21 protein-coding genes are annotated in these 19,814 nt (G+C 66.1%); 11 read left to right on the top strand and 10 right to left on the bottom strand.

Going from position 1 to position 19,814, the window contains the following annotated elements; all coding sequences use genetic code 11:
* Positions 1-42 precede the first annotated feature (42 nt).
* On the top strand, positions 43-1,365 hold the full coding sequence (locus AncyloWKF20_RS08595; protein ID WP_279317452.1) for a sorbosone dehydrogenase family protein: 1,323 nt from the start codon (positions 43-45) through the stop codon (positions 1,363-1,365).
* Positions 1,366-1,564: 199 nt separating this feature from the next.
* On the opposite strand, the gene AncyloWKF20_RS08590 is transcribed toward AncyloWKF20_RS08595, so the two are convergent.
* Positions 1,565-2,101 (bottom strand): hypothetical protein, encoded by a 537-nt coding sequence (locus AncyloWKF20_RS08590; protein WP_279317451.1) that lies wholly within the window; start codon positions 2,099-2,101, stop codon positions 1,565-1,567.
* A 366-nt stretch (positions 2,102-2,467) separates the two neighbouring features.
* The gene (locus AncyloWKF20_RS08585; protein ID WP_279317450.1) at positions 2,468-2,725 is read right to left on the bottom strand and encodes a helix-turn-helix transcriptional regulator; all 258 of its coding nucleotides are present in this window, start codon (positions 2,723-2,725) and stop codon (positions 2,468-2,470) included.
* A 687-nt stretch (positions 2,726-3,412) separates the two neighbouring features.
* Between AncyloWKF20_RS08585 and AncyloWKF20_RS08580 the strand changes: the two genes are divergently transcribed.
* A complete protein-coding gene (locus tag AncyloWKF20_RS08580; RefSeq protein WP_279317449.1) occupies positions 3,413-4,138 on the top strand; it encodes an SIMPL domain-containing protein in 726 nt (241 codons plus the stop codon).
* A 28-nt stretch (positions 4,139-4,166) separates the two neighbouring features.
* On the opposite strand, the gene AncyloWKF20_RS08575 is transcribed toward AncyloWKF20_RS08580, so the two are convergent.
* Positions 4,167-5,126, bottom strand: coding sequence for a diacylglycerol kinase family protein (locus AncyloWKF20_RS08575; RefSeq protein ID WP_279317448.1), 960 nt, complete (start codon positions 5,124-5,126; stop codon positions 4,167-4,169).
* A gap of 111 nt (positions 5,127-5,237) precedes the next feature.
* Here AncyloWKF20_RS08575 and AncyloWKF20_RS08570 point away from each other — a divergent pair, with 111 nt between their 5' ends.
* A complete protein-coding gene (locus AncyloWKF20_RS08570; protein WP_279317447.1) occupies positions 5,238-5,633 on the top strand; it encodes a hypothetical protein in 396 nt (131 codons plus the stop codon).
* A 50-nt stretch (positions 5,634-5,683) separates the two neighbouring features.
* Here AncyloWKF20_RS08570 and AncyloWKF20_RS08565 read toward each other — a convergent pair whose 3' ends face one another.
* Positions 5,684-6,661, bottom strand: a complete 978-nt coding sequence (locus tag AncyloWKF20_RS08565; protein ID WP_279317446.1) for a tetratricopeptide repeat protein — start codon at positions 6,659-6,661, stop codon at positions 5,684-5,686.
* Between the two features lie 255 nt (positions 6,662-6,916).
* On the opposite strand from AncyloWKF20_RS08565, the gene AncyloWKF20_RS08560 reads away from it, so the two are divergent.
* From AncyloWKF20_RS08560 to AncyloWKF20_RS08545, 4 genes are all read left to right on the top strand, one after another.
* Positions 6,917-9,235, top strand: coding sequence for a TonB-dependent receptor (locus tag AncyloWKF20_RS08560; RefSeq protein ID WP_279317445.1), 2,319 nt, complete (start codon positions 6,917-6,919; stop codon positions 9,233-9,235).
* A 92-nt stretch (positions 9,236-9,327) separates the two neighbouring features.
* On the top strand, positions 9,328-10,011 hold the full coding sequence (locus AncyloWKF20_RS08555; RefSeq protein WP_279317444.1) for a Fe2+-dependent dioxygenase: 684 nt from the start codon (positions 9,328-9,330) through the stop codon (positions 10,009-10,011).
* 83 nt (positions 10,012-10,094) lie between these two features.
* Complete coding sequence (locus tag AncyloWKF20_RS08550) at positions 10,095-10,361, top strand: SemiSWEET transporter (protein WP_279317443.1); 267 nt, start codon at positions 10,095-10,097, stop codon at positions 10,359-10,361.
* 3 nt (positions 10,362-10,364) lie between these two features.
* The gene (locus AncyloWKF20_RS08545) at positions 10,365-10,718 is read left to right on the top strand and encodes a DMT family protein (RefSeq protein ID WP_279317442.1); all 354 of its coding nucleotides are present in this window, start codon (positions 10,365-10,367) and stop codon (positions 10,716-10,718) included.
* 7 nt (positions 10,719-10,725) lie between these two features.
* Here AncyloWKF20_RS08545 and AncyloWKF20_RS08540 read toward each other — a convergent pair whose 3' ends face one another.
* The 4 genes from AncyloWKF20_RS08540 to AncyloWKF20_RS08525 all read right to left on the bottom strand — a co-directional run bounded on the left by AncyloWKF20_RS08540 (position 10,726) and on the right by AncyloWKF20_RS08525 (position 13,592).
* Complete coding sequence (locus tag AncyloWKF20_RS08540; protein ID WP_279317441.1) at positions 10,726-11,118, bottom strand: GFA family protein; 393 nt, start codon at positions 11,116-11,118, stop codon at positions 10,726-10,728.
* A gap of 57 nt (positions 11,119-11,175) precedes the next feature.
* Positions 11,176-12,354: a PQQ-dependent sugar dehydrogenase gene (locus AncyloWKF20_RS08535; RefSeq protein WP_279317440.1), complete on the bottom strand. Its 1,179-nt coding sequence runs from the start codon at positions 12,352-12,354 to the stop codon at positions 11,176-11,178.
* 104 nt (positions 12,355-12,458) lie between these two features.
* Complete coding sequence (locus AncyloWKF20_RS08530) at positions 12,459-12,818, bottom strand: hypothetical protein (protein WP_279317439.1); 360 nt, start codon at positions 12,816-12,818, stop codon at positions 12,459-12,461.
* Between the two features lie 132 nt (positions 12,819-12,950).
* Positions 12,951-13,592, bottom strand: coding sequence for a glutathione S-transferase family protein (locus tag AncyloWKF20_RS08525; RefSeq protein WP_279317438.1), 642 nt, complete (start codon positions 13,590-13,592; stop codon positions 12,951-12,953).
* A gap of 146 nt (positions 13,593-13,738) precedes the next feature.
* Between AncyloWKF20_RS08525 and AncyloWKF20_RS08520 the strand changes: the two genes are divergently transcribed.
* From AncyloWKF20_RS08520 to AncyloWKF20_RS08505, 4 genes are all read left to right on the top strand, one after another.
* Positions 13,739-14,941 carry a pyridoxal phosphate-dependent aminotransferase gene (locus tag AncyloWKF20_RS08520; RefSeq protein WP_279317437.1) on the top strand — a complete coding sequence of 401 codons (1,203 nt, stop codon included), beginning with the start codon at positions 13,739-13,741 and terminating at the stop codon, positions 14,939-14,941.
* A 97-nt stretch (positions 14,942-15,038) separates the two neighbouring features.
* Complete coding sequence (locus tag AncyloWKF20_RS08515; protein WP_279317436.1) at positions 15,039-15,530, top strand: DUF992 domain-containing protein; 492 nt, start codon at positions 15,039-15,041, stop codon at positions 15,528-15,530.
* 164 nt (positions 15,531-15,694) lie between these two features.
* Entirely contained in the window at positions 15,695-16,690 is a 996-nt protein-coding gene (msrP, locus tag AncyloWKF20_RS08510) for a protein-methionine-sulfoxide reductase catalytic subunit MsrP (RefSeq protein WP_279317435.1), read from the top strand.
* 315 nt (positions 16,691-17,005) lie between these two features.
* Complete coding sequence (locus AncyloWKF20_RS08505; protein WP_279317434.1) at positions 17,006-17,593, top strand: DUF2380 domain-containing protein; 588 nt, start codon at positions 17,006-17,008, stop codon at positions 17,591-17,593.
* Between the two features lie 17 nt (positions 17,594-17,610).
* On the opposite strand, the gene AncyloWKF20_RS08500 is transcribed toward AncyloWKF20_RS08505, so the two are convergent.
* Positions 17,611-18,504, bottom strand: coding sequence for a LysR family transcriptional regulator (locus AncyloWKF20_RS08500; protein ID WP_267585699.1), 894 nt, complete (start codon positions 18,502-18,504; stop codon positions 17,611-17,613).
* 44 nt (positions 18,505-18,548) lie between these two features.
* The gene (gene trxB / locus AncyloWKF20_RS08495; protein ID WP_279317433.1) at positions 18,549-19,526 is read right to left on the bottom strand and encodes a thioredoxin-disulfide reductase; all 978 of its coding nucleotides are present in this window, start codon (positions 19,524-19,526) and stop codon (positions 18,549-18,551) included.
* Positions 19,527-19,814: the final 288 nt, after the last annotated feature.

Here is a 19,814-nt window from a genome sequence, read left to right as displayed (position 1 = left end):
ATGGTCTGGCTCAGATGGCGCATCCCGACAGGTGGAGCGACCATGGCCAATTACGTCAAGATCAGCGGCTTTCTCGGTGCCTGCGTCACCGGGGTCGCGCATTTCCTCACCGATCTGCGCCGTGCGCCGGTGCTGGAGGAAAACGCCGGCTATGGCGACGCGCCCAATCTGCCCAAACCCAAGCCGACGCTCATTCCCATCATGAAGATCGCCCCGGCGGTCGGCTGGCCCAAGGGCCGCACGCCGCGCCCGGCGCCGGGCTTCACGGTGAAGGCTTTCGCCGAGAATTTCGAGCATCCGCGCTGGGTCTATGAACTGCCCAACGGCGATATTCTGGTGGCCGAGACCGCCGCGCCGCCGACGCCGAAGAACCTGTTCAGCCTGCGCTGGTGGGCCATGGGTTTCGTGCTGGTCCGCGCGGGCTCCGGCGTGGCGAGCGCGAACCGCATCACCCTGTTGCGCGACGCCGACGGAGATGGTGTGGCGGAGATCCGCACGCCCTTCCTCGAGAACCTCACCTCGCCCTTCGGCATGGTGCTGATCGGCGACCAGTTCTATGTCGCCAATGCCGACAGCGTGGTGCGCTTCCCCTACGAGCCGGGCGCGACGCGCATCACCGCCGCGCCGGTGAAGATCTGCGACCTGCCGACGGGGCGCAACCACCACTGGACCAAGAGCATGGTCGCCAACAAGGCGGGCACCAAGCTCTATGTCGGTGTCGGCTCCAATTCCAATGTCGGCGAGTTCGGCATGCATGAGGAGGAGAACCGCGCGGCCATCCTCGAAGTGGACATCGCCACCGGATCAGTACGCATCTTCGCGGGCGGCCTGCGCAACCCCGTCGGCATGGACTGGAACCCGGTGACGGGCGAGCTCTGGACCAGCGTGAACGAGCGCGACGAGATCGGCGACGATCTGGTGCCCGACTACATGACCTCGGTGAAGGACGGCGCCTTCTATGGCTGGCCCTACAGCTATTGGGGGCAGATCGTCGATGAGCGCGTGACGCCGCAGCGGCCCGATCTCGTCGCCAAGGCGCTGAAGCCGGACTATGCGCTGGGCTGCCACACCGCCTCGCTCGGCCTCACCTTCGTCGATGATGACCGCTTCGGCGCGCGCTTCCGCAATGGTGTGTTCATTGGCCAGCACGGATCGTGGAACCGCAACCCGCCCTCGGGCTACCGGGTGATCTTCGTGCCCTTCGCGGATGGGAAGCCAGCGGGTCCGCCGGAAGAGATTCTCGGCGACTTCCGCGTGGACGGGAAGGCACTCGGCCGGCCGGTCGGAGTGCTGGTGGACAAGCGCGGCGGGCTCTTGGTGGTCGACGATGTCGGCGACTGCATCTGGCGGGTGACCCCGGCCTGAGGTCCCGCAAAAAGTGACGCCGGCCCCCAGTCGAACCGGGTGCCGGCGCAAGTGGTGCCCGAACCGCAGGGGGCGGCGGTTCAGACGGCCGCGGCGGGAGGATGCCGCGGAAGTCAGGAGAGACAGGACCGCCATGAAGGGGAGGGCGGCCGGCCCGTTAGGAAAGCGTCGCGCCTTTCGATGATGGCGCGAGGCTAGTTCACTTGCCGCTGCAGGGCTTGTAGCCGGCAGCGATCAGCTCGCCGCGGGAGAAGACCACCCAGTCGCGAGACTGCGGCGCGAAGGCAGCACGCGCCTTCTCACGCGCCCAGCCGGGCAGCGAGGCGTAGTTGGCGCGGGTCTGGGAGTCGGCGAGCGCCCAGGCGGCCTTGTCACCGCGCAGACCGTCCACCGGACGGGTGGCGTGGAGCGCGATCTCGGCCGAACGACCAATGCAGACCTGATTCTTGGGCAGAGAGAGCACGACGAGGCCGCAGCCCGATTCGCACACGCCGGTCAGTTCGACCTGACGCTTCCCGATGGACGCGCGGAGCTGCATGCTGTCGAGCTCGGTGCCGCCCTTGTGATGCCAGATCTCCAGAGCGCCGGACTGGCTGGCCTGATTGAAAACCTGGTCGCCATTGGAGCGCTGCGGAATCATGTTCCAGTCACCCCAGCTGGCGCCACCGTAATACTGGGCGGAAGCCGGAAGAGCCATGCCAAGGCTCAGGAGGAGAGCGATGATGATGTGCTTCATGATAGTTGTGTAGTCCCGTTGCCTACGTGGAGTTGTGTTCAAATTGGAAGTAATTGTTCCGACCGAGGCTAGGATTGCGGTTCGCCCCGCGGCGTTGGCCGCGTTTCGGCTTGCCGCGACTACCGATATGCCTGGCCTAACTTGTGTGAACCTGTCGTAGCGGAGGGCATGCGAGATCGATCGGTGGCGAGGGCGCCGTCCGCTGTACCGTCGATCTGTCGTTGCAAAGGGAGACCGCGTGGCCGACACCTCGGTCCCACGCCTCGCCATTCCCCCTGTAAGGCTCCCGTCGGGCCCGCATCACCGAACGGGGGCATCAGGATTATTTGGTCAATACATCAGTGCATTTTATGCACTGAGCAGCTGTTAGCGGTGTGCTTCAGGTTCCGAAGCAACGTAGTTCACCGCGTAGCGAACGTTGGGCATCAGCATGGTCATGTCATTGTGGATGATGGTCATGTCCAGACTGATCCGCTCCAGTGCCAATACATGCGATCTCCTGATAGGGCGCCGTCCCATCTCCAGTTCTATGAGGGCACGCCGTCCCAATCCCAAGCGCCGCGCAAGTTCTTCCTGAGTCAGTTGCCATTTGTGTCTCAGGATGACGAGTTCATCTGCTTTCATGGCCCTATCGTGTCTGTGTTGAAACGTCACTCTGGGTATCGTTTTCGAGATAAATTATCCGAGACTTAAGTTCGGCTATCTCGTCATACATGTTTAGGATTCTTGATCCCGCTGAGAATCCACCAATAAAGAAGCCGACAAATGATCCAACAAAGAAGGCAGCAAGTACATAATACAATCCCATATTGCATTTCCGTGCTTTAGATATCATTTAGTCGTTCATATACGGCTTACTGAGTAAACAAGTATCACATATGACTCTGTGAGTCGCAAAATATTTCGATTCCTATTATATACGGCAGATATTTCTGGTATCACTAGTTGTGGTGCTGTCTGTTGTTGCAATTTCGAATATCGGTATCCAGTCACCCTGAAGGGCGCCCTGGCGGTGTTCTGTTACGGTTTGGCCTTTGTTGCGATGAATTTGCTGCTGGTCCCTTACGCAAGGCAGCGCTGCGGTGCCCAATCTCGACCATGTTCTTGGAGGGATCCCACGCTCGGCTGCGGACGAATTTGAAAATTCTTACGAAATATTTCGTCGAAACCGCTTCACCCAGATCGTCGCTGCTCGGAAAGCGCGCGTCCGCGCCGTTCTTGCGCGGGTCTGCCGTAATGGCGCCGCCTTCGCGCGGTGCAGTCGCGCTGCCGCTTGGTCATGGTGAGCGGCTGCTTCCGTGAGGGTATTCTATGCGTCTGTCCCGCGCCCCGTTCTGCGCCGTCGCGCTGCTCGCCGGTCTCCTGCCGGCCATCGCGCAGGAACTGCCGCCGTCGCCGCGCCGTCCGGTCCTGACCGTCACCGGCGAGGGCGTCTCGCGCGCGGTGCCGGATATGGCGAGCTTCTCCAGCGGTGTGGTGAGCGAAGCGAAGACCGCGCGCGAGGCGCTGGATGCCAATACGCGGGCGGTCGCCGCGATGGTCGCCGCCATCAAGGAGACTGGCATCGAGGCGCGCGACATCGCCACCTCCGGCTTCTCGGTGCAGCCGCGCTACGCGCCGCCGAAGAAGGACAGCCCGGATGCGCCGCAGATCAATGGCTATGAGGTGCGCAACACCGTGACCGTGCGGGTGCGCGATCTCGCCCGCCTCGGCGACCTGCTCGACAAGGTGGTCACTAGCGGCGCCAACCAGATCGGTGACATCTCGTTCGATATCGCCGAGCCCGCCAAGCTGCAGGACGCCGCGCGCGTGGCGGCGGTGAAAGAGGCGCGCCAGCAGGCCGACGCCATCGCCGCGGCGGCCGGCGTGCGGCTGGTGCGCGTGCTGTCCATCACCAGCAACGGCACCAGCGCCCCGCCCATGCCGCGCCTGATGGCGGCGCCGGCGATGATGAAGGCGGAGGCCGTGCCGGTCGAGGCGGGCGAAAGCGAGATCCGCGCGAGCGTGAACGTGACCTACGAGATCGAGCCACGCTGAGCGCGCGGACGGCCGGGGCGGACCCCGCTCAGGTGCTGGCGCGCGGCGGCATCAGCAGCCGCAGCGCGGCAGGGTTGATCTTGTAGTCCAGCGGCATCTTCTCGCGATCCAGTTCCCCGTCCGTGGAGACCCAGGAGCGCGAGCGGTTGTGGCGGGTGACGGTGATGGTGCGGCCGGACAGGCTGACGATGCCGGGATTGTCGCGCCAATTGTCCGTCACCATGTCGGCGCCCGCCTTGAGCAGGGCGAGGGCGCCGCGATCCTCGGCGATGTGGATCTCCAGCAGTCCCTCGTCCAGCCGCGCCCGGCGCCAGCCCGGCCCGGTAAAGCGGTTCACCGACACCAGCGCCGCGAACGCACTGTAGCTGTGGCTCGTGCCGTCGATGGTGATGTCGAGCTCCATGCGGCCAGAGCGGCGAATGGCATAGAACGCCGCCAGCGCCACCGCGAAGAAGCGCCAGAGCTTCAGCTTGCGGGCCGCCTCGCGGGCCCGCGCCATCTGGCTGAAGAAGCCCATGCCGGAAATGGTGTGGAACAGCTTGCCGTTGAGCGTGGCGAGATCCACCGTGGCGGGCTGCGCCTCATCGAGCGCGGAAAGGGCCGCTTCCAGTTCCATCGGCATGCCAATGTCGTGCGCCAGCAGGTTGAGCGTGCCGAGCGGCAGGATGCCGAGCGTCTTGTCCGAGCCATCGAGGCTGGTGACCGCGAGGCTGACGCTGCCATCGCCCCCGCCGACGATTACCGTGTCGTGTTCGCCCCGGCCGGACCCGCGGATGGCGCGCAGCAGGTTCTTGCCGCTGAGCAGGTGAACGTCGAGCGTGCGGCCCTCCTTGCCGAGCTCACGCTCGACGAGCTTGCGTACCTCTTCGCCGCCCCTGTCGAGCAGCGTTCCCGCCCGCGCGTTCAGCAGAACCAGAACGTGCTTCAGCGTGGGTGCCGCCGGGGCGGGGTCGGCATCGGCGTCGATCACGCGGGCGGTGGGCGGCATGTTGGGGGTTCCGGCGGAGAGAAAAGGGGCGACACGTATATGGAGCGGATTGCGGACGGTGCGAGGATGAGGCACTGATTCCGGCATAATGCCGGCGGGAGACAAGGCACAATGGCGGATACGGGCGCGAAGTTCCCCATCATCCGGCTACGCGCCGGCATTCTGGTGCTGATTGCTCTCATCATGGTGTCATCCGCCGCCGGTCGCTGGATGGCGACGTTGTTTTCGCTCGGCTGGGGATGGGCGGCGCTGATCGGCATCGCGGTCGCCCTGCTGATTGCGCTGATCGTCACCCGGCTCGATCGCCTCGCCTATTTCGGCATTGCCGCGCTGGTGACGCTCTTCGCCGCCTACACCGCCTATGATTTCGCGCGCGGCCCTATCGACTGGTCGGAAGGAGCGGCATTCCTGCTCGCTCTGGTTCCGGCGGTGCTGCTGGGCGCGGCCTTCTGGGACTTCCGGCACTTCGTCAGCGAGGTGCGGGCCTGGGCCAACAGCCGGAGCTGAAAGCTCGGGCCGTTGCGCCGCCTCGGGGCACGGCGCGGGGTGCGCCCAGTTCAGCGTGCGCTGAGGGCGTAACGCCAGAGAAACAGCCGGCGCCGCAATTTCTGCAGAAACGAGTGCCGGACGCTTGCCCGACTCGGGAGCGGCGAAAGCGGCGCCGCCGCTTCGATCTCGCGGGCACGGGCGAACCATTGCTGGGCTGCTTCGGGATCGGGCGGCGCGCCCAGCCCCTGCGCGAGCGCGGCGGCAAAGGCGCGCAGATCCGCCGGCTCGCCGCTGGTGGCCGCTTTCTCAAGGGCCTGCCGGGCGACGCGCTGGAGCGGAAGGACATCGGTTTCGCGCAAGCCCGCGCCTATGTTGCGGCAGAAGGCGGGAACGCCGTTCTCCACGGCCCGCGCGAACCAGGGCAGCGCGGCGCCGAGATCGCCGGTGCGCTCCAGCAGCAGGCGCGCATAGTCGAACTGGCCGCGATAATCGCCGCCTTCCGCGCCGCGGCGATACCAGCGCAGCGCCGCTTCGGGGCGGGCGGGGCGGTCCCAGCCCTGTTCGAGATAGCGTCCGATGAGGGTCATCGCCTTGGCGTTGCCGCGGCGGGCGGCGCAGACATACCAGGCCAGCGCTTCCTTCCGGTCGGCGGGCACGCCTTTTCCGTCGAGCAGCAGGGTGGCGAGGTTGAACGGCGCCCACGCGTCGCCCTTCTCGGCGGCGGCGCGGTAATGGCGTGCGGCCTCCGTGGCGTCGGCCGGCACGCCCCAGCCGAGCTCATGGCAACGCCCGACCATGTTGATTCCCTCCGCGCTGCCCGACGCGGCGGCGATGGCGAACCAGCGCAGCCCCGCCACCGGGTCGCGCGGCACGCCATGGCCGTCGACCAGCATCTGGCCGAAGGCGAGCTGGGCGTTGACCAGCCCGTTCAGCGCTCCGGCCTCGACCCAGCGGGCGGCGTCCTCCGGCCCCTGACTGATGCGCGCGCGCAACACATCCGGGCCTAATCGCTTGAGCTCCGCGTAGGAAATCCACCGCTCGCGCATGGGTTGGTCCGTTCGGTCCGGGGTGGTTGGCGCCGTGCTGAATGAGAAGAACGCCCGATTTCTCGTGGATTCCATAAGGACAGCTTTGACCCATTCGCAAGAGAGAATGTCTAGTTTCTTATTTTAAGAATTCCAAAGAAGGGTTTTTGCCGGTCAGACTCCAGCAAAGTTGGAAGCACTCAAAAACATACTGTTTGAAGCTACTGAGGATGAAAGTTATGAGACGAAAATACATAATTAAGGGGTTGGGGAACCATGAAGACCTTGAGAACGCTCCGTTCCGTTGCACCAAACGCCGCGCTGGCCGCTGGCATGGCCGCGACCATGACGGCGGTTCCGCTGTTCGGCGCCGCCGCGCAGCAGGCGGCGACCACGCCCGCCTCCGGTGAAGAACTGCCGACCGTCACGGTCGAGGACGAGGGCTCTCCCGCCAACACGCTGGAGGCGTCCACCGGCCTCAGCCGCCTGCCCGGCACGATCCAGGACACGCCCCAGATCGTGAACGTCATCACCCAGGAGACGATGCAGCAGCAGGGCGTCACCACGCTCGAACAGGCGCTGCGCAACGTTCCGGGCGTCACCGCCGGCATCGGCGAGGGCGGCGGCGGCATGAATGGCGACCAGTTCCGCATCCGTGGCTTCCAGGCCAAGGGCGACATCTTCATCAACGGCCTGCGCGACTTCGGCGTCTATGTCCGCGACAGCTTCGCCTATGAGAGCGTCGAAGTGTTCAAGGGCTCCAGCTCGGAAGCCTTCGGTCTCGGCACCACCGGCGGCGCCATCAACTCGACGCTGAAGGCGGCGCATCTCGGCGACAAGTATGATGTCGAGGGTCAGTTCGGCACCGGCCCGCTCTATCGCGGCGTGTTTGACGTCAACAAGCAGATCGATTCCACCACCGCCGTGCGCATCGTCGGCATGGTGAACGAGCAGGATGTCGCCGACCGCGACAACGTCGAATCGAACCGCTACGGCTTCATGGGCGATGTCGGCTTCGGTCTCGGCACCGATCAGACCCTGCACATCAACTATCTCTACCAGCACGGTGACCGCACGCCAGACTATGGCGTCCCGGTCGTCACGCCCGGCTATGGCGATGTCGCCAAGTATGGCGCGCTGGGCCAGCCGGTGACGGAGTGGGGCGTTCCGAGCTCGACCTTCTACGGCAAGGTGACGGACATGGACGTCACCGACACCAACATGCTGACGGTGAACTTCAAGCGGGAGGTCAATGACTGGCTGACCTTCACCAACGATACCCGCGTCGGCTATTACACCCGCGACTTCTCGACCAGCGTGCCGGGCTGCGGCAGTTCCACCACCTCGGCGTCCGCCTATTATGCGAGCTGCACCGGCCAGTTCCTCGCCGGCGGCAATCCCGCGATCACCTTCGGCGGCGGCAATCCCGGCTTCTATCAGGAGACCTGGAGCGCCCAGAACGTCTCCACCCTGACGGCGAAGTTCGAGACCGGCGCCCTGCGCCACGAGGTCGTCGCCGGCCTCGACATGTACTCGGTGAATGACAGCCGTACGCTGATCTCGGTTCAGGGCTCGAAGGGCACCTCGACCATCTATGATCCGGTGTTCGACAACACCACGGGCTACTATCTGTACTCCAACCCGTCGGGCAATAACGGCCAGCGCTATTCCAGCTCGACCGATTTCGGCGCCTTCGTCAGCGACCGCATCTGGTTCACCGATGCCATCTCGTTCCTGGCCGGCGCGCGCTACGACAATTACTCGGCCGATTACCGCTACTGGTCGGTCACCAATAATGTCGGCACCTGGGTGAACGCCGACAGCCAGACCGATTTCTGGAGCCCGAAGCTCGCCCTGATCTGGGAGCCGACGCCGTTCCAGACCTATTACGTGTCCTGGGCCAAGTCCTTCACTCCCCAGGGCGCCTTCCCGACCAATGACGTGACCGTCGTGAGCCCGACCCAGAACGATCTGGAGCCGGAGGACAACGAGACCTATGAGGCCGGCTTCAAGGTTTCCTTCCTCGAAGGTCGCCTCGGCGTCACCGGCGCGATCTTCCGCACCGACAAGAGCAACGCCTTCTACACCGATCCGGTGACGGGCGACTCGGTCGAGACCGGCGAGAACCAGCGCGTGCAGGGCGTCGAGCTCGGCCTCACGGGCAACATCACCAAGGCGTGGACCATTCAGGCCTCCTACGCCTATTACGACAGCGAGATCCAGACCAGCGCGCCGAGCACAACGCTGGCGGCCAATGCCTATGAGGGCAATGAAGTGCCCTTCGTCTCGCCGAACAACTTCACCCTGTGGACGACCTACAACCTCAGCGACCTGTGGAAGCAGATTCCCGGCGAGCTGCTGGTCGGCGCCGGCGTGACCTATGCCGACGAGTATTTCACCAATACCGCCAACACCGCCATCATCCCCGACACCTTCTCGCTGGACGCGCTCATCTCCTACAAGAAGGACAATTACCGGGTGGCGCTCAACGCCTACAACCTGACGGACGAGCTGAACTATTCGGCCGGTTGGGGTAACCGCGCGGTGCCGGCCTCGGGCCGCACCTTCACCCTCACCGTCGGGGCGACCTTCTGACGGGCGACGCCCTTCGGAACTTCTGACCGTCGACCCTCTGGGGGAAGGCCCGCTTTCGCGCGGCTTTCCCCCTCTTTTTCATTCAGGCCGCCATGCTGATCCAGATCCCCGACATTCTGACGCCCGCCGAAGTCGCCCATTGCCGCCGCGTGCTGGAAGGTTCGCAATGGGTGGATGGGCGCGTCACCGCCGGGGCGCAGGCGGCCCTTGCCAAGAAGAACCTGCAGATCCCCGTCGAGTCGCGCGAGGCGCAGGAGCTTGGCGATCTCATCCTGCACGCGCTTGGCCGCAACCCGATCTTCAACGCCGCCGCCCAGCCGCTGCGCGTGCTGCCGCCCATGTTCAACCGCTACGATGTCGGCATGAAGTTCGGCGCCCATGTCGATGGCGCGATCCGCACCATTCCCGGCACCGGCCAGCGGCTGCGCTCGGACGTGTCGACCACCATCTTCCTCACCGACCCCGAGGAGTATGACGGCGGCGAACTGGTCATCGAGGACGCGTTCGGCACGCAGGAGGTGAAGCTGCCGGCGGGCCATGCGGTGGTCTATCCCGCCTCCAGCCTGCACAGCGTCAACGAGATCACCCGCGGCAGCCGCTGGGGCTCGTTCTTCTGGACGCAGTCCATGGTGAAGGACGCCGGCCAGCGCGCCATGCTCTACGATCTCGACATGGCGATCATGGATGCGCGGGCGAAGCTGCCGGACGATGATCCGGCCGTGCTGTCGCTCGCCAATGTCTATCACAACCTGTTGCGCCACTGGGCGGAGCTCTAGGCGCGCGCTGCGTCAGCCACCCCCGCGCGATTGACAGGGCTCCGGGCCCGTGGGACGGCTCGACCGCTCACGAGGCGGAATCGATGGTCTTTTCTCCTTTTCTCACCGAGTCCATCGGCGGCCTTGCCGCCCTGCTCACCACCCTGTGCTGGCTACCGCAGGCGCTGAAGATCCTGCGCACGCGGGAGACGCGCGACCTGTCGCTTATCGCCTATCTCGCCTTTGCCGCCGGGGTGGCGCTGTGGCTGGTCTACGGGTTGCTGATCGTCTCCTGGCCGGTGATCGCGGCCAATGCGGTGACGCTGGTCCTTCTCCTGGGCATCCTCTCGCTCAAGCTGCGCTACGGGTGATCCATGACGAATTTTCTGCCGCCGGCCGTGCTGCCCATCGTGCTGCTGCTGGCCTCGAACATCTTCATGACCTTCGCCTGGTACGGCCATCTCAAGCACAAGGGCTCGCCGCTTCTCATCGCCATCGTGGCGAGCTGGGGCATCGCCTTTTTCGAGTATTGCCTCGCCGTGCCGGCCAACCGCTATGGCTCGGCGGTCTATGCGACGGCGGAGCTGAAGACCATGCAGGAGGTCATCACCCTCCTGGTCTTCGCCGCCTTCTCGGTGTTCTGGCTGAAGGAGCCGCTGGGCTGGAACCACGCCATCGGTTTCGGCTTCATCGCCCTCGGGGCGTGGTTCATTTTCCAGAAGTGGTGAGCCGCCTCTAATCCTCGCGGCGCCCCGCTCCCGGACGGTCCTGCTCGTAATGATGGGCGAGCGGGAAGGGCGGCAGGAAGCTCTCCCGCCGGATCGTCCAGAGCTCATAGGTGGGCGTGAACCGATCGCGCGTGTCGAGGGTGCCGAGATAGACCTCGATCTCATCGCCTGAGTGGCCGAAGACCGACGAGCCGCAGCGCGGGCAGAAATGCCGGCCCTTATAGTCGGCCGTGGCGCCGCTGACCGTCACCGCCTCCTGCGGGAAAATCGCCGAGGCGTGGAACAGCGCGCCATGATGCTTGCGGCAGTCGAGGCAGTGGCAGAGCCCGACGCGGTAGGGTTGACCCGTGGCCTCGATCCGCACATCGCCGCACAGGCAGCCGCCGGTGACCGTCTCCATAGGCGCCTCCGTTGGATCTCGCGCGCCGCGATGGCGCGCGAGATCCAATCTAGCGCATCAGTCGGCGGGGACGAGGCGCAGCACGCGGCCATTGCCGGGATCGTCGGTCAGCAGCCACAGCGCCCCGTCCGGCCCCTGCCGCACATCGCGAATGCGCTCACCAAGATCGCCCAGCAGCACCTCTTCCTCAGTCACCCGCTCGCCGGAGGCGTCGAGCGTCATCCGCACCAGCCGCGCGCCGCCGAGCCCGCCGGTGAACAGACTGCCCTTCCAGCCTTTGATGAGATCGCCGGTGTAGAAGGCGAGGCCCGAGGGGGCGAAGGAGGGATCCCAGTATTTCACTGGCTGTTCCATGCCGGGCTTCTGCGTGCCCTGGCCGATCGCCGCCCCGCTATAGTCGCGGCCATAGGTGATGACCGGCCAGCCATAATTCTTGCCGGCTTCGGGATGGTTCAGCTCGTCGCCGCCGCGCGCACCGTGCTCGATGGTCCAGAGCCGGCCCGTTGCCGGATCGAGCGTCGCGCCCTGCACGTTGCGATGGCCATAGCTCCAGATTTCCGGGCGCGCATTCGGTGTCGTGCGGAAGGGGTTGTTCTGCGGCACGCCACCATCGGGGAGGATGCGCACCACCTTGCCGATATGGGTGGAGAGGTTCTGCGCCTCGGTGCGCAGCGAGCCGCGGTCGCCGAGCGTGATGAACAGCGTGCCGTCGCGGCCGAAGACGAGGCGCGAGCCGAAATGCTGCCCGCCGCTCGCCGCCGGCTCCTGACGGAAGATCACGTCCACCGCCTCGAGCCGGGCGGCGCCACCTTCCTCCACCAGCTTCGCGCGGGCGACGCTGGTGCCACCGGCGCCCTCGCGCGGTTCGGCATAGGAGAGGAAGATCAGCCGGCTGGTGTCGAAATCAGGGGCGAGCACGACATCGAGGAGGCCGCCCTGGCCGCGCGCGAAAACAGGGGGCACGCCGGCAATCGGCTCGGACACCGTCCCGTTGCGGCTGACGATGCGCAGCCGGCCCGGCCGCTCGGTCACCAGCATCCGCCCATCCGGAAGGAAGGCGAGGCTCCACGGGTTTTCCAGCCCGCCCGCCACGGTCTCCACAGTCAGGGGGCCGGCGGAGGAGGTGATGCGGACCGGGTCTTGCGTCGTCTGGGCGTGAGCGCTCGTCAGCAGCGCCGGGGCGCTGGTCGCCAGAAGGGCACTGAGGGCGAGGGCGGAGAGTTGGGCTCGGATCACGCGGGTCTTCCTCGTCTGTCACCGTCGCGGGAATGGTTAGGGCGCTGAGGCGCCGGCGCCAATCCGGGCGGCGGTGACAAGCGAGTGATGACGTTAGGAAAGCGTCAGCCTTCGCGCTGGCGCGGGCTCTCGATGCCCCGGGCATTGTCGAGCGTGTCGCGCAGCATGAAGGTGGTCAGGCCGCACAGGCCGATGAAGGCGGTCAGCAGCACGGCGCCGACGGCGACGCGGCCATCCGCATCCGGCAGGGCGGAGAGCTCCAGCGCCGAGGCGCGCTGCAGGCCGAACAGGCAGAGCACGGCGACGATGGCGAAGGTGAGGGAGAGGACGACGCCCGCTTCCATCAGAGCGCGGCGCAGGCGGCGGCCAGCGGTGTGGCGGGCGGGTGCCGCACCGGCGGTGCCGGCGAGGGCATCGACGTGAGCGGTGGCGGCAGGCGCATGGCGGTTCGAGATCTGCGACATGGCGAACTCCTTTCCGATCGACGGCGTCGGGTGCGTCTTCGATGGGAGGTAACTTCGCGGCTGATCCCGGCCCGGCTTCGGCGCGACTTTGCTGCACCCGGTATCATTTCAGGGCAATTTGGGGGCAAATAGTTAAAGCGCGCTAACCATTTGCCGGCTTTCGGCGGGGCGCCACGCCATGTCCACATGGCCGGCCTCATCAGCCACCCGCGCCAGCCAGCGGCGCACCGCCGGGAAGGTCGAGAGATCGAAGTCGCCTTCCTCCGCCACATGGGTGTGCGCGTAGAGCGCGATGTCGGCGATGCTGAGCGTGCCGTCGACGAAAAATGGGCGGCGGCCGAGATGGCGTTCCATCACCCGAAGCGCGGCGTAGCCCTCTTCCTGCCAGCGGTCGACATCATGGGTACGCAGGTCGCGCCCGCCGCGCACCAGCTTGAGCCAGAAGCGCGCGGCGGCGATGGCCGGCTCATGGCTGTGCTGCTCGAAGAACATCCAGCGCAGCACCTCGGCGCGCGCCAGCGGGTCGACGGGCAGGAAGCGCGTGCCTTCCGCTAAGTAAAAAAGAATGGCGTTGGATTCGGCGAGAAAGCGCCCGCCGGGAAGCTCCAGCAGCGGCACCCGGCCTTCCGGGTTCTTCATCAGGAAATCGGGCGTGCGGTTGGCGCCGGAGAGCACGTCGATGTCCACCAGCTCGAAGGGCAGGCCCAGCCGGGCAAGCAGCAGCCGGACCTTGTAGCAGTTGCCGGAACTCTGCATCGAGTGGAGCTTGAACACGCGGGAATCTCGGTGGGCTTAAGAAGGACGTTGCGTCAGCGGCAGCTTATCGCATCTCGACGGCGTTCGGAGGTGGGGAATCGCTTGCCCGCGCGCAAGGGCTCGACTAGTTGTCGCGCGCAAAACACCTCAAGGGAGTTCGGCCTATGAGCCTGATATCCGCCGCCCTGAAGCGCATCAACCCGTCGCAGACGATCGCCATCTCCAACAAGGCGCGGGAGCTGAAAGCGGCCGGTCGCGACGTGATCGCGCTGGCGGCCGGCGAGCCGGACTTCGAGACGCCCGACAACATCAAGGAAGCCGCGATCAAGGCGATCCATGATGGCCAGACCCGCTACACCGCGGTGGACGGCATTCCGGAGCTGAAGGCGGCCATCGTCGCCAAGTTCAAGCGCGAGAACGGCCTCACCTACAAGCCGAGCCAGGTCACGGTCGGCACCGGCGGCAAGCAGGTGCTGTTCAACGCTCTGGTGGCGACGCTCGACGTCGGTGACGAGGTCATCATCCCCGCGCCCTACTGGGTGTCCTACCCGGACATCGTGCAGTTCGCGGGCGGCACCCCCGTGCCGGTCGAGACCAAGCTCGAGGACAATTTCAAGCTGAAGCCCGAGGCGCTGGAAGCGGCGATCACGCCGAAGACCAAGTGGCTCATCTTCAACTCCCCGTCCAACCCGACGGGCTCGGCCTATAACCGCGCCGAGATGAAGGCGCTCACCGATGTGCTGGTGAAGCACCCGCATGTGTGGGTGCTCACCGACGACATGTATGAGCACCTCGTCTATGACGACTTCGAGTTCGTCACCCCGGCGCAGGTCGAGCCGTCGCTCTACGACCGCACGCTGACCATGAACGGCGTCTCCAAGGCCTATTGCATGACCGGCTGGCGTATCGGCTATGCGGCGGGCCCTGAGGCGCTCATCAAGGCCATCGGCACGCTGCAGTCGCAGTCCACCTCGAACCCGAGCTCCATCGCCCAGTGGGCGGCGGTCGAGGCGCTGAACGGTCCGCAGGACTTCATCGCCGCGAACAACAAGGTGTTCAAGGAGCGCCGCGACCTCGTCGTCTCCATGCTCAACCAGGCGAATGGCCTCACCTGCCCGAAGCCGGAAGGCGCCTTCTATGTCTATCCGTCCTGCGCGGGCGTGATCGGCAAGACCGCGCCCTCGGGCAAGGTCATCGAGAATGACGAGATCTTCGCCAGCGAGCTTCTGGACGCGGAAGGCGTTGCTGTCGTTCACGGCTCGGCCTTCGGCCTTGGCCCGGCGTTCCGCATCTCCTACGCGACTGCGACCAAGGACCTGGAAGAGGCGTGCCTGCGCATCCAGCGTTTCTGCGGCTCGCTGCGCTGAACTGAAACGGTGCCGGCCGGGCGTGCGCCCCGGCCGGGCCTCCGCACTCGCGGGTGCCGACCGAAAGGCCGGTCAAGCGCACAAGGGGAGATTGACAATGATCCGTACCGTTCTCTCGCGTGGCCTTCTTGCCGCCGCTCTCGCTGCCGGCGTCAGCGGGCTCTTCGCCGCCCCCGCCGCTGCCCAGAGCGGGCGTGTGCAGGTCGGCGTGCTCGAATGCCGTGGCTCCAAGTCGGTGAGCTTCATCATCGGCTCCAAGCGCACGCTGGACTGCACGTTCAACGCGCCGAAGGGCCGCAAATACGCCTATGAGGGCACGATCCGCCGCTGGGGTCTCGATATCGGCGTGACCGGCCGCAACGCGCTGGTGTGGTCCGTGCTCGCCCCGACCCGCGCCGTGCGCTCCACCGACCTCGCGGGCACCTATGCCGGCGTGTCCGGCAGCGTGGCGCTCGGGCTCGGTATCGCCGGCAATGTGCTGGTCGGTGGCTCGAACAAGACCATCGCCCTGCAGCCTGTCAGCGTCGAAGGCCAGACCGGCGTGAACCTCGCGCTCGGCGTGGGCGACCTGACGCTCCGCGCGCAGTGACCCTACCCGCCATCTGAGACGACGAAGCCCGGCCTCGCGCCGGGCTTTTTCGTTTCCGCATCCGCGTGCGCGAAACCACGTCGCGCACGCGCTAGTGATGGGCGAGGATGAAATATCGGCGCCGCGGCTGGCGTATTCTCCGCAGCGATACCAAGGAGACCGCCATGTTCATCCGCCGCCGCCGCCCCTGGGAATTGCCGGAGAGCGCCGCCACACCCGAATCCGTCTACCTCTCCCGCCGCCATCTGATCGGCGGTGGCGCGGGCCTGCTGGCGCTCGCCGGCCTCGGCGCCAGCGTCGGCGGCCTGCCGGCAGAGGCGCAGGCGGTGGGCGATCCCGCCACCGATCCGACTAGGGATCTCTACCCCGCCAAGCGCAACCCGACCTTCACGCTCGACCGGCCGGTCACGCCGGAAGAGATTTCCGGCAACTACAACAATTTCTACGAATTCGGCTCCGAGCGGCGCAATTACCAGATCGCCGACATCGCCGCCCGCATGCCACGCCGGCCGTGGACGGTGAAGATCGACGGGCTGGTCGAGCAGCCGCGCGAGGTGGGGATCGACGACATCATCCGCGCCATGCCACTGGAAGAGCGGCTGTACCGTCATCGCTGCGTCGAGGCCTGGTCGATGGCGGTGCCGTGGACCGGCTTTCCGGTTCGGGAACTCGTCGCCTGGGCGCGCCCGCTGTCCGGGGCGAAGTACATCCGCATGGAGACCTTCGTGAACCCGAAGGTGGCGCCGGCGCAGAACGGCTTCGTCTATCCCTGGCCCTATGTCGACGGGCTCACCATGGCCGAGGCGACCAACGACCTCGCCTTCTTCGTCACCGGTGTCTATGGCAAGCCGGCGCCGAACCAGTATGGCGCGCCGCTGCGCCTCGCCGTGCCGTGGAAATACGGCTTCAAGTCGGTGAAGTCGATCGTGCGCATCTCCTTCGTCGCGGAGCGGCCGGTCGGTCTTTGGGAGCAGGTGCAGGGCTCGGAATATGGCTTCTGGGCCAATGTGAACCCGGAGGTTCCGCACCGGCGCTGGAGCCAGGCCAGCGAGCGCGACATCGGCACCGGCGAGCGCCGCCCGACGCTGCTCTACAACGGCTATGCCGAGCAGGTGGCCGGTCTCTACAAGGACATGAAGGGCGAGAAGCTGTTCATGTGAGCCGCGCCCGGCGCAGCCAAGAAAAAAGCCGGGCTCACGAGGAGCCCGGCTGAGTCTCGCCGCCTGAGCGGCGAACCTTCCAGAGGGGAACAGCCGAAGCATCGATGCATTCGGTGTCTGCTCTTCATATGGTCAATCCTCGGGCACTCTGCAATAAAGTATGCCCGCATGGCAGGCATGTTGATTTGCATGGAGCGTGTCACATGCCCGTTACTGCCCGCCAAATGTGCGCCGCAGGGGCGTCATTCCCTGTGGTAAGCCACTTTTCCCAGCGCTAGGCTGACCGCGAGAGGTACGGTGGCGCGGGAGAGTGTCTTGGCTTTGCTCGCAGGCGTTTCGTGGCTGGGTGTGGTGTCACCTGCGCTCGCGCGTGCCGCGTTCCGTGCGAAGGCCCTGCTTGCGCTGTGCCTGCTTCCGATCCTCATTCTCGGTGCCCCCGCCCAAGCACGTGCCGCGCACGCCCAGACATCGGCGGATCCGCCCGTGCTCGCCGTGGTCGATATCGGGCTGGTGGATTTTGCCGGGCCGGGGAGCAGCCAGGCAGAGGATGAGGCCCGCTCCAGCGCGGTGACATCGGCCATTCTTTCCGAAGTGGCCGAAGGTGGGCTGATCGCAACCATCTCCATAGGCTGCAAGGCCGGCTGCAGTTTCGATGCGGCGGGCGTCGAGAGGCTGCGCCGTCGCGCTCATGCGGCGGGCGGCACCCATGTGCTCGTGGGCAATGTCCGTCGCATCGGCTCGGCGGTCGCGCTCATGCGCGTGTCGGTGCTGGACACCGCCACCGGCCACATGCTGCTCGACCGGATGGTGAGCTTCCGCGCGGACAGCGAGGCGGGCTGGACCTATGCCGCCTCGTTCCTCTCCCGCGAGGTGGCAGAGGCGCTGGTCGCCGCGTCACCCTAGGCGGGCGGGCAGGCGGGTCAGAAATTCCAGCGCTGCGCCTTGGCGACGAGGAAGTCGCGGAACACCTGGATGCGCGCGACCGAGCGCATTTCCTGCGGGTAGACGAAATAGGCTTCCAGCGTCGGCGTGGTGCGCTCGGGGAAGAGCTGCACCAGCGTGGCGGAATCCTCCAGGAGATAGTCCGGCACGATGCCGATGCCGACACCGCGCTCGACGGCGCGCTTGAGGCCGAGCACGTTGTTGACCGAGAGCGAGGGCATGCGCCCTTCCTGCCCGTCTTCCAGCCCCGCGCGCTCCAGCCAGTTCAGGTCCTGGAAATAGGAGGGGATGGGGCCGCCCAGCAGAATGATGCGGTGCTTGTCCAGCTCGTCCAGCGTGCGCGGATGGCCGTTGCGCTTGAGATATTCCGCCGACGCGAAGGCGTGGAAATGCACGGTGAACAGTTTGCGCTGGATCAGGTCGGGCTGCACCGGCTGGCGCAGGCGGATGGCGACGTCGGCCTCGCGCATGGCAAGGTCGAGCTCGTCATCGGTCAGGATGAGCGTGATGCGAATGTCGGGATAGAGCTCAAGGAACTCACCGATGCGCGCGGTCAGCCAGTGGGTGCCAAGGCCCATGGTGGTGGTGACGCGCAGCTCGCCATTCGGCTTCTCGCGGCTGTCGGTCAGCTTGGCCCGCGCCGCCTCCAGCTTCATGAAGACTTCGTGCGCGGTGCGGTAGAGCAGGTCGCCCTGCTCGGTCAGGATCAGCCCGCGCGCATGGCGGTGGAACAGCGGGATGTTGAGATCCTGCTCCAGCGCCGAGACCTGCCGGCTCACCGCGGATTGCGACAGGCCCAGCGCCTCGCCCGCATGGGTGAAGGAGCCAGCCTCCGCCGCGACGTGGAACACTTTGAGCTTGTCCCAGTCCATGTCGCGTGCGCGGTTTGCCTTGTTATCCATCGGTCAGGGCTTCCTCATTCCGCCGCTTGCGCCAGCGGCTCCCGGGCGGCGAGAAAACGCTCCGCCTCCAGCGCGGCCATGCAGCCCATGCCGGCGGCGGTCACGGCCTGACGGAAGACATCGTCGGCGACGTCACCGGCCGCGAACACGCCTTCCACCGAGGTCTGGGTGGAGGAGGGGACGGTCCAGATATAGCCTGACGGCTTGAGCTTGAGCTGACCTTGCACCAGATCGGTCGCCGGGGCATGGCCAATGGCGATGAACACGCCGTCGGCCGGGCGCTCGGTGAGGGCGCCGGTGTTCAAATCCTTCAGCACCACGCCGGTGACCTTGGTCGGCTCGTCCTGACCCTTCACCTCATGCAGCGCGGCGTTCCAGACCACCTCGACCTTGGGGTGGGCGAACAGCCGCTCCTGCAGGATACGCTCGGCGCGGAAGCTGTCGCGGCGATGGACCACGGTGACCTTGGCGGCGAAGTTGGTGAGGAACAGCGCTTCCTCGACCGCGGTGTTGCCGCCGCCGACCACGAAGACCTCCTTGCCGCGGTAGAAGAAGCCGTCACAGGTGGCGCAGGCGGAGACGCCATGGCCGCGATAGGCCTGCTCCGAAGGCAGGTCGAGCCAGCGCGCCTGCGCGCCGGTGGCGAGGATCACGGTCTCGGCGATCCACACATCGCCGGAATCGGTTTCCAGCCGGAACGGGCGGCTGGCGAAGTCCGCCTTGGTCACGATGTCGGTGACGATGCGCGTGCCCATCTTCTCCGCCTGCGCCTGCATCTGCTCCATGAGCCACGGGCCCTGGATCGGATCGGCGAAGCCGGGATAGTTCTCGACATCGGTGGTGATGGTGAGCTGCCCGCCGGGCTGGATGCCCTGGATCAGCACCGGCTCCAGCATCGCGCGCGCGGCATAGACGGCGGCGGTGTAGCCGGCGGGGCCGGAACCGATGATCAGCACCTTGACGTGGTTGGTGGCGGAGGTGGGCGCCGACATGGGAGGCTCGCTCGAGGTTCCGGCGCGGGGACGAACCGCCGCAGCCGCGGTAAAACAAGGCCAGAAGGCCGCCCGGTATCCCCTGCCGCTAGGGCAGGCCGTCAGCCATGCGAAAATGTAGGGACTGACGCCCTCATCCGCAAGAAGGGCATGGGTGTGCGCCGCGGTATCCTTTAGTTTTCCAGAGGGAACATTGCGCGGGGCGGGCGCGCAAGATAATTGCCAAGGTGACTGTCAACGCCCACTGCTCTGCCGGCCGCCTCGTGGCGGCCCCAACCGGAGATTTCG

The organism is Ancylobacter sp. WKF20, assembly GCF_029760895.1.
Lineage (GTDB): Bacteria > Pseudomonadota > Alphaproteobacteria > Rhizobiales > Xanthobacteraceae > Ancylobacter.
Note: the sequence above shows the minus strand (reverse complement) of the source record. Positions and strands in the feature narration are given on the sequence as shown.

Bases quoted from the DNA above. Each gene is read 5' to 3' on its own strand.
- AncyloWKF20_RS08595 (WP_279317452.1), top strand. From the start codon at position 43: ATGGCCAATTACGTCAAGATCAGCGGCTTTCTCGGTGCCTGCGTCACC.
- AncyloWKF20_RS08590 (WP_279317451.1), bottom strand. From the start codon at position 2,101: ATGAAGCACATCATCATCGCTCTCCTCCTGAGCCTTGGCATGGCTCTT.
- AncyloWKF20_RS08585 (WP_279317450.1), bottom strand. From the start codon at position 2,725: ATGAAAGCAGATGAACTCGTCATCCTGAGACACAAATGGCAACTGACT.
- AncyloWKF20_RS08580 (WP_279317449.1), top strand. From the start codon at position 3,413: ATGCGTCTGTCCCGCGCCCCGTTCTGCGCCGTCGCGCTGCTCGCCGGT.
- AncyloWKF20_RS08575 (WP_279317448.1), bottom strand. From the start codon at position 5,126: ATGCCGCCCACCGCCCGCGTGATCGACGCCGATGCCGACCCCGCCCCG.
- AncyloWKF20_RS08570 (WP_279317447.1), top strand. From the start codon at position 5,238: ATGGCGGATACGGGCGCGAAGTTCCCCATCATCCGGCTACGCGCCGGC.
- AncyloWKF20_RS08565 (WP_279317446.1), bottom strand. From the start codon at position 6,661: ATGCGCGAGCGGTGGATTTCCTACGCGGAGCTCAAGCGATTAGGCCCG.
- AncyloWKF20_RS08560 (WP_279317445.1), top strand. From the start codon at position 6,917: ATGAAGACCTTGAGAACGCTCCGTTCCGTTGCACCAAACGCCGCGCTG.
- AncyloWKF20_RS08555 (WP_279317444.1), top strand. From the start codon at position 9,328: ATGCTGATCCAGATCCCCGACATTCTGACGCCCGCCGAAGTCGCCCAT.
- AncyloWKF20_RS08550 (WP_279317443.1), top strand. From the start codon at position 10,095: ATGGTCTTTTCTCCTTTTCTCACCGAGTCCATCGGCGGCCTTGCCGCC.
- AncyloWKF20_RS08545 (WP_279317442.1), top strand. From the start codon at position 10,365: ATGACGAATTTTCTGCCGCCGGCCGTGCTGCCCATCGTGCTGCTGCTG.
- AncyloWKF20_RS08540 (WP_279317441.1), bottom strand. From the start codon at position 11,118: ATGGAGACGGTCACCGGCGGCTGCCTGTGCGGCGATGTGCGGATCGAG.
- AncyloWKF20_RS08530 (WP_279317439.1), bottom strand. From the start codon at position 12,818: ATGTCGCAGATCTCGAACCGCCATGCGCCTGCCGCCACCGCTCACGTC.
- AncyloWKF20_RS08520 (WP_279317437.1), top strand. From the start codon at position 13,739: ATGAGCCTGATATCCGCCGCCCTGAAGCGCATCAACCCGTCGCAGACG.
- AncyloWKF20_RS08515 (WP_279317436.1), top strand. From the start codon at position 15,039: ATGATCCGTACCGTTCTCTCGCGTGGCCTTCTTGCCGCCGCTCTCGCT.
- msrP (WP_279317435.1), top strand. From the start codon at position 15,695: ATGTTCATCCGCCGCCGCCGCCCCTGGGAATTGCCGGAGAGCGCCGCC.
- AncyloWKF20_RS08500 (WP_267585699.1), bottom strand. From the start codon at position 18,504: ATGGACTGGGACAAGCTCAAAGTGTTCCACGTCGCGGCGGAGGCTGGC.
- trxB (WP_279317433.1), bottom strand. From the start codon at position 19,526: ATGTCGGCGCCCACCTCCGCCACCAACCACGTCAAGGTGCTGATCATC.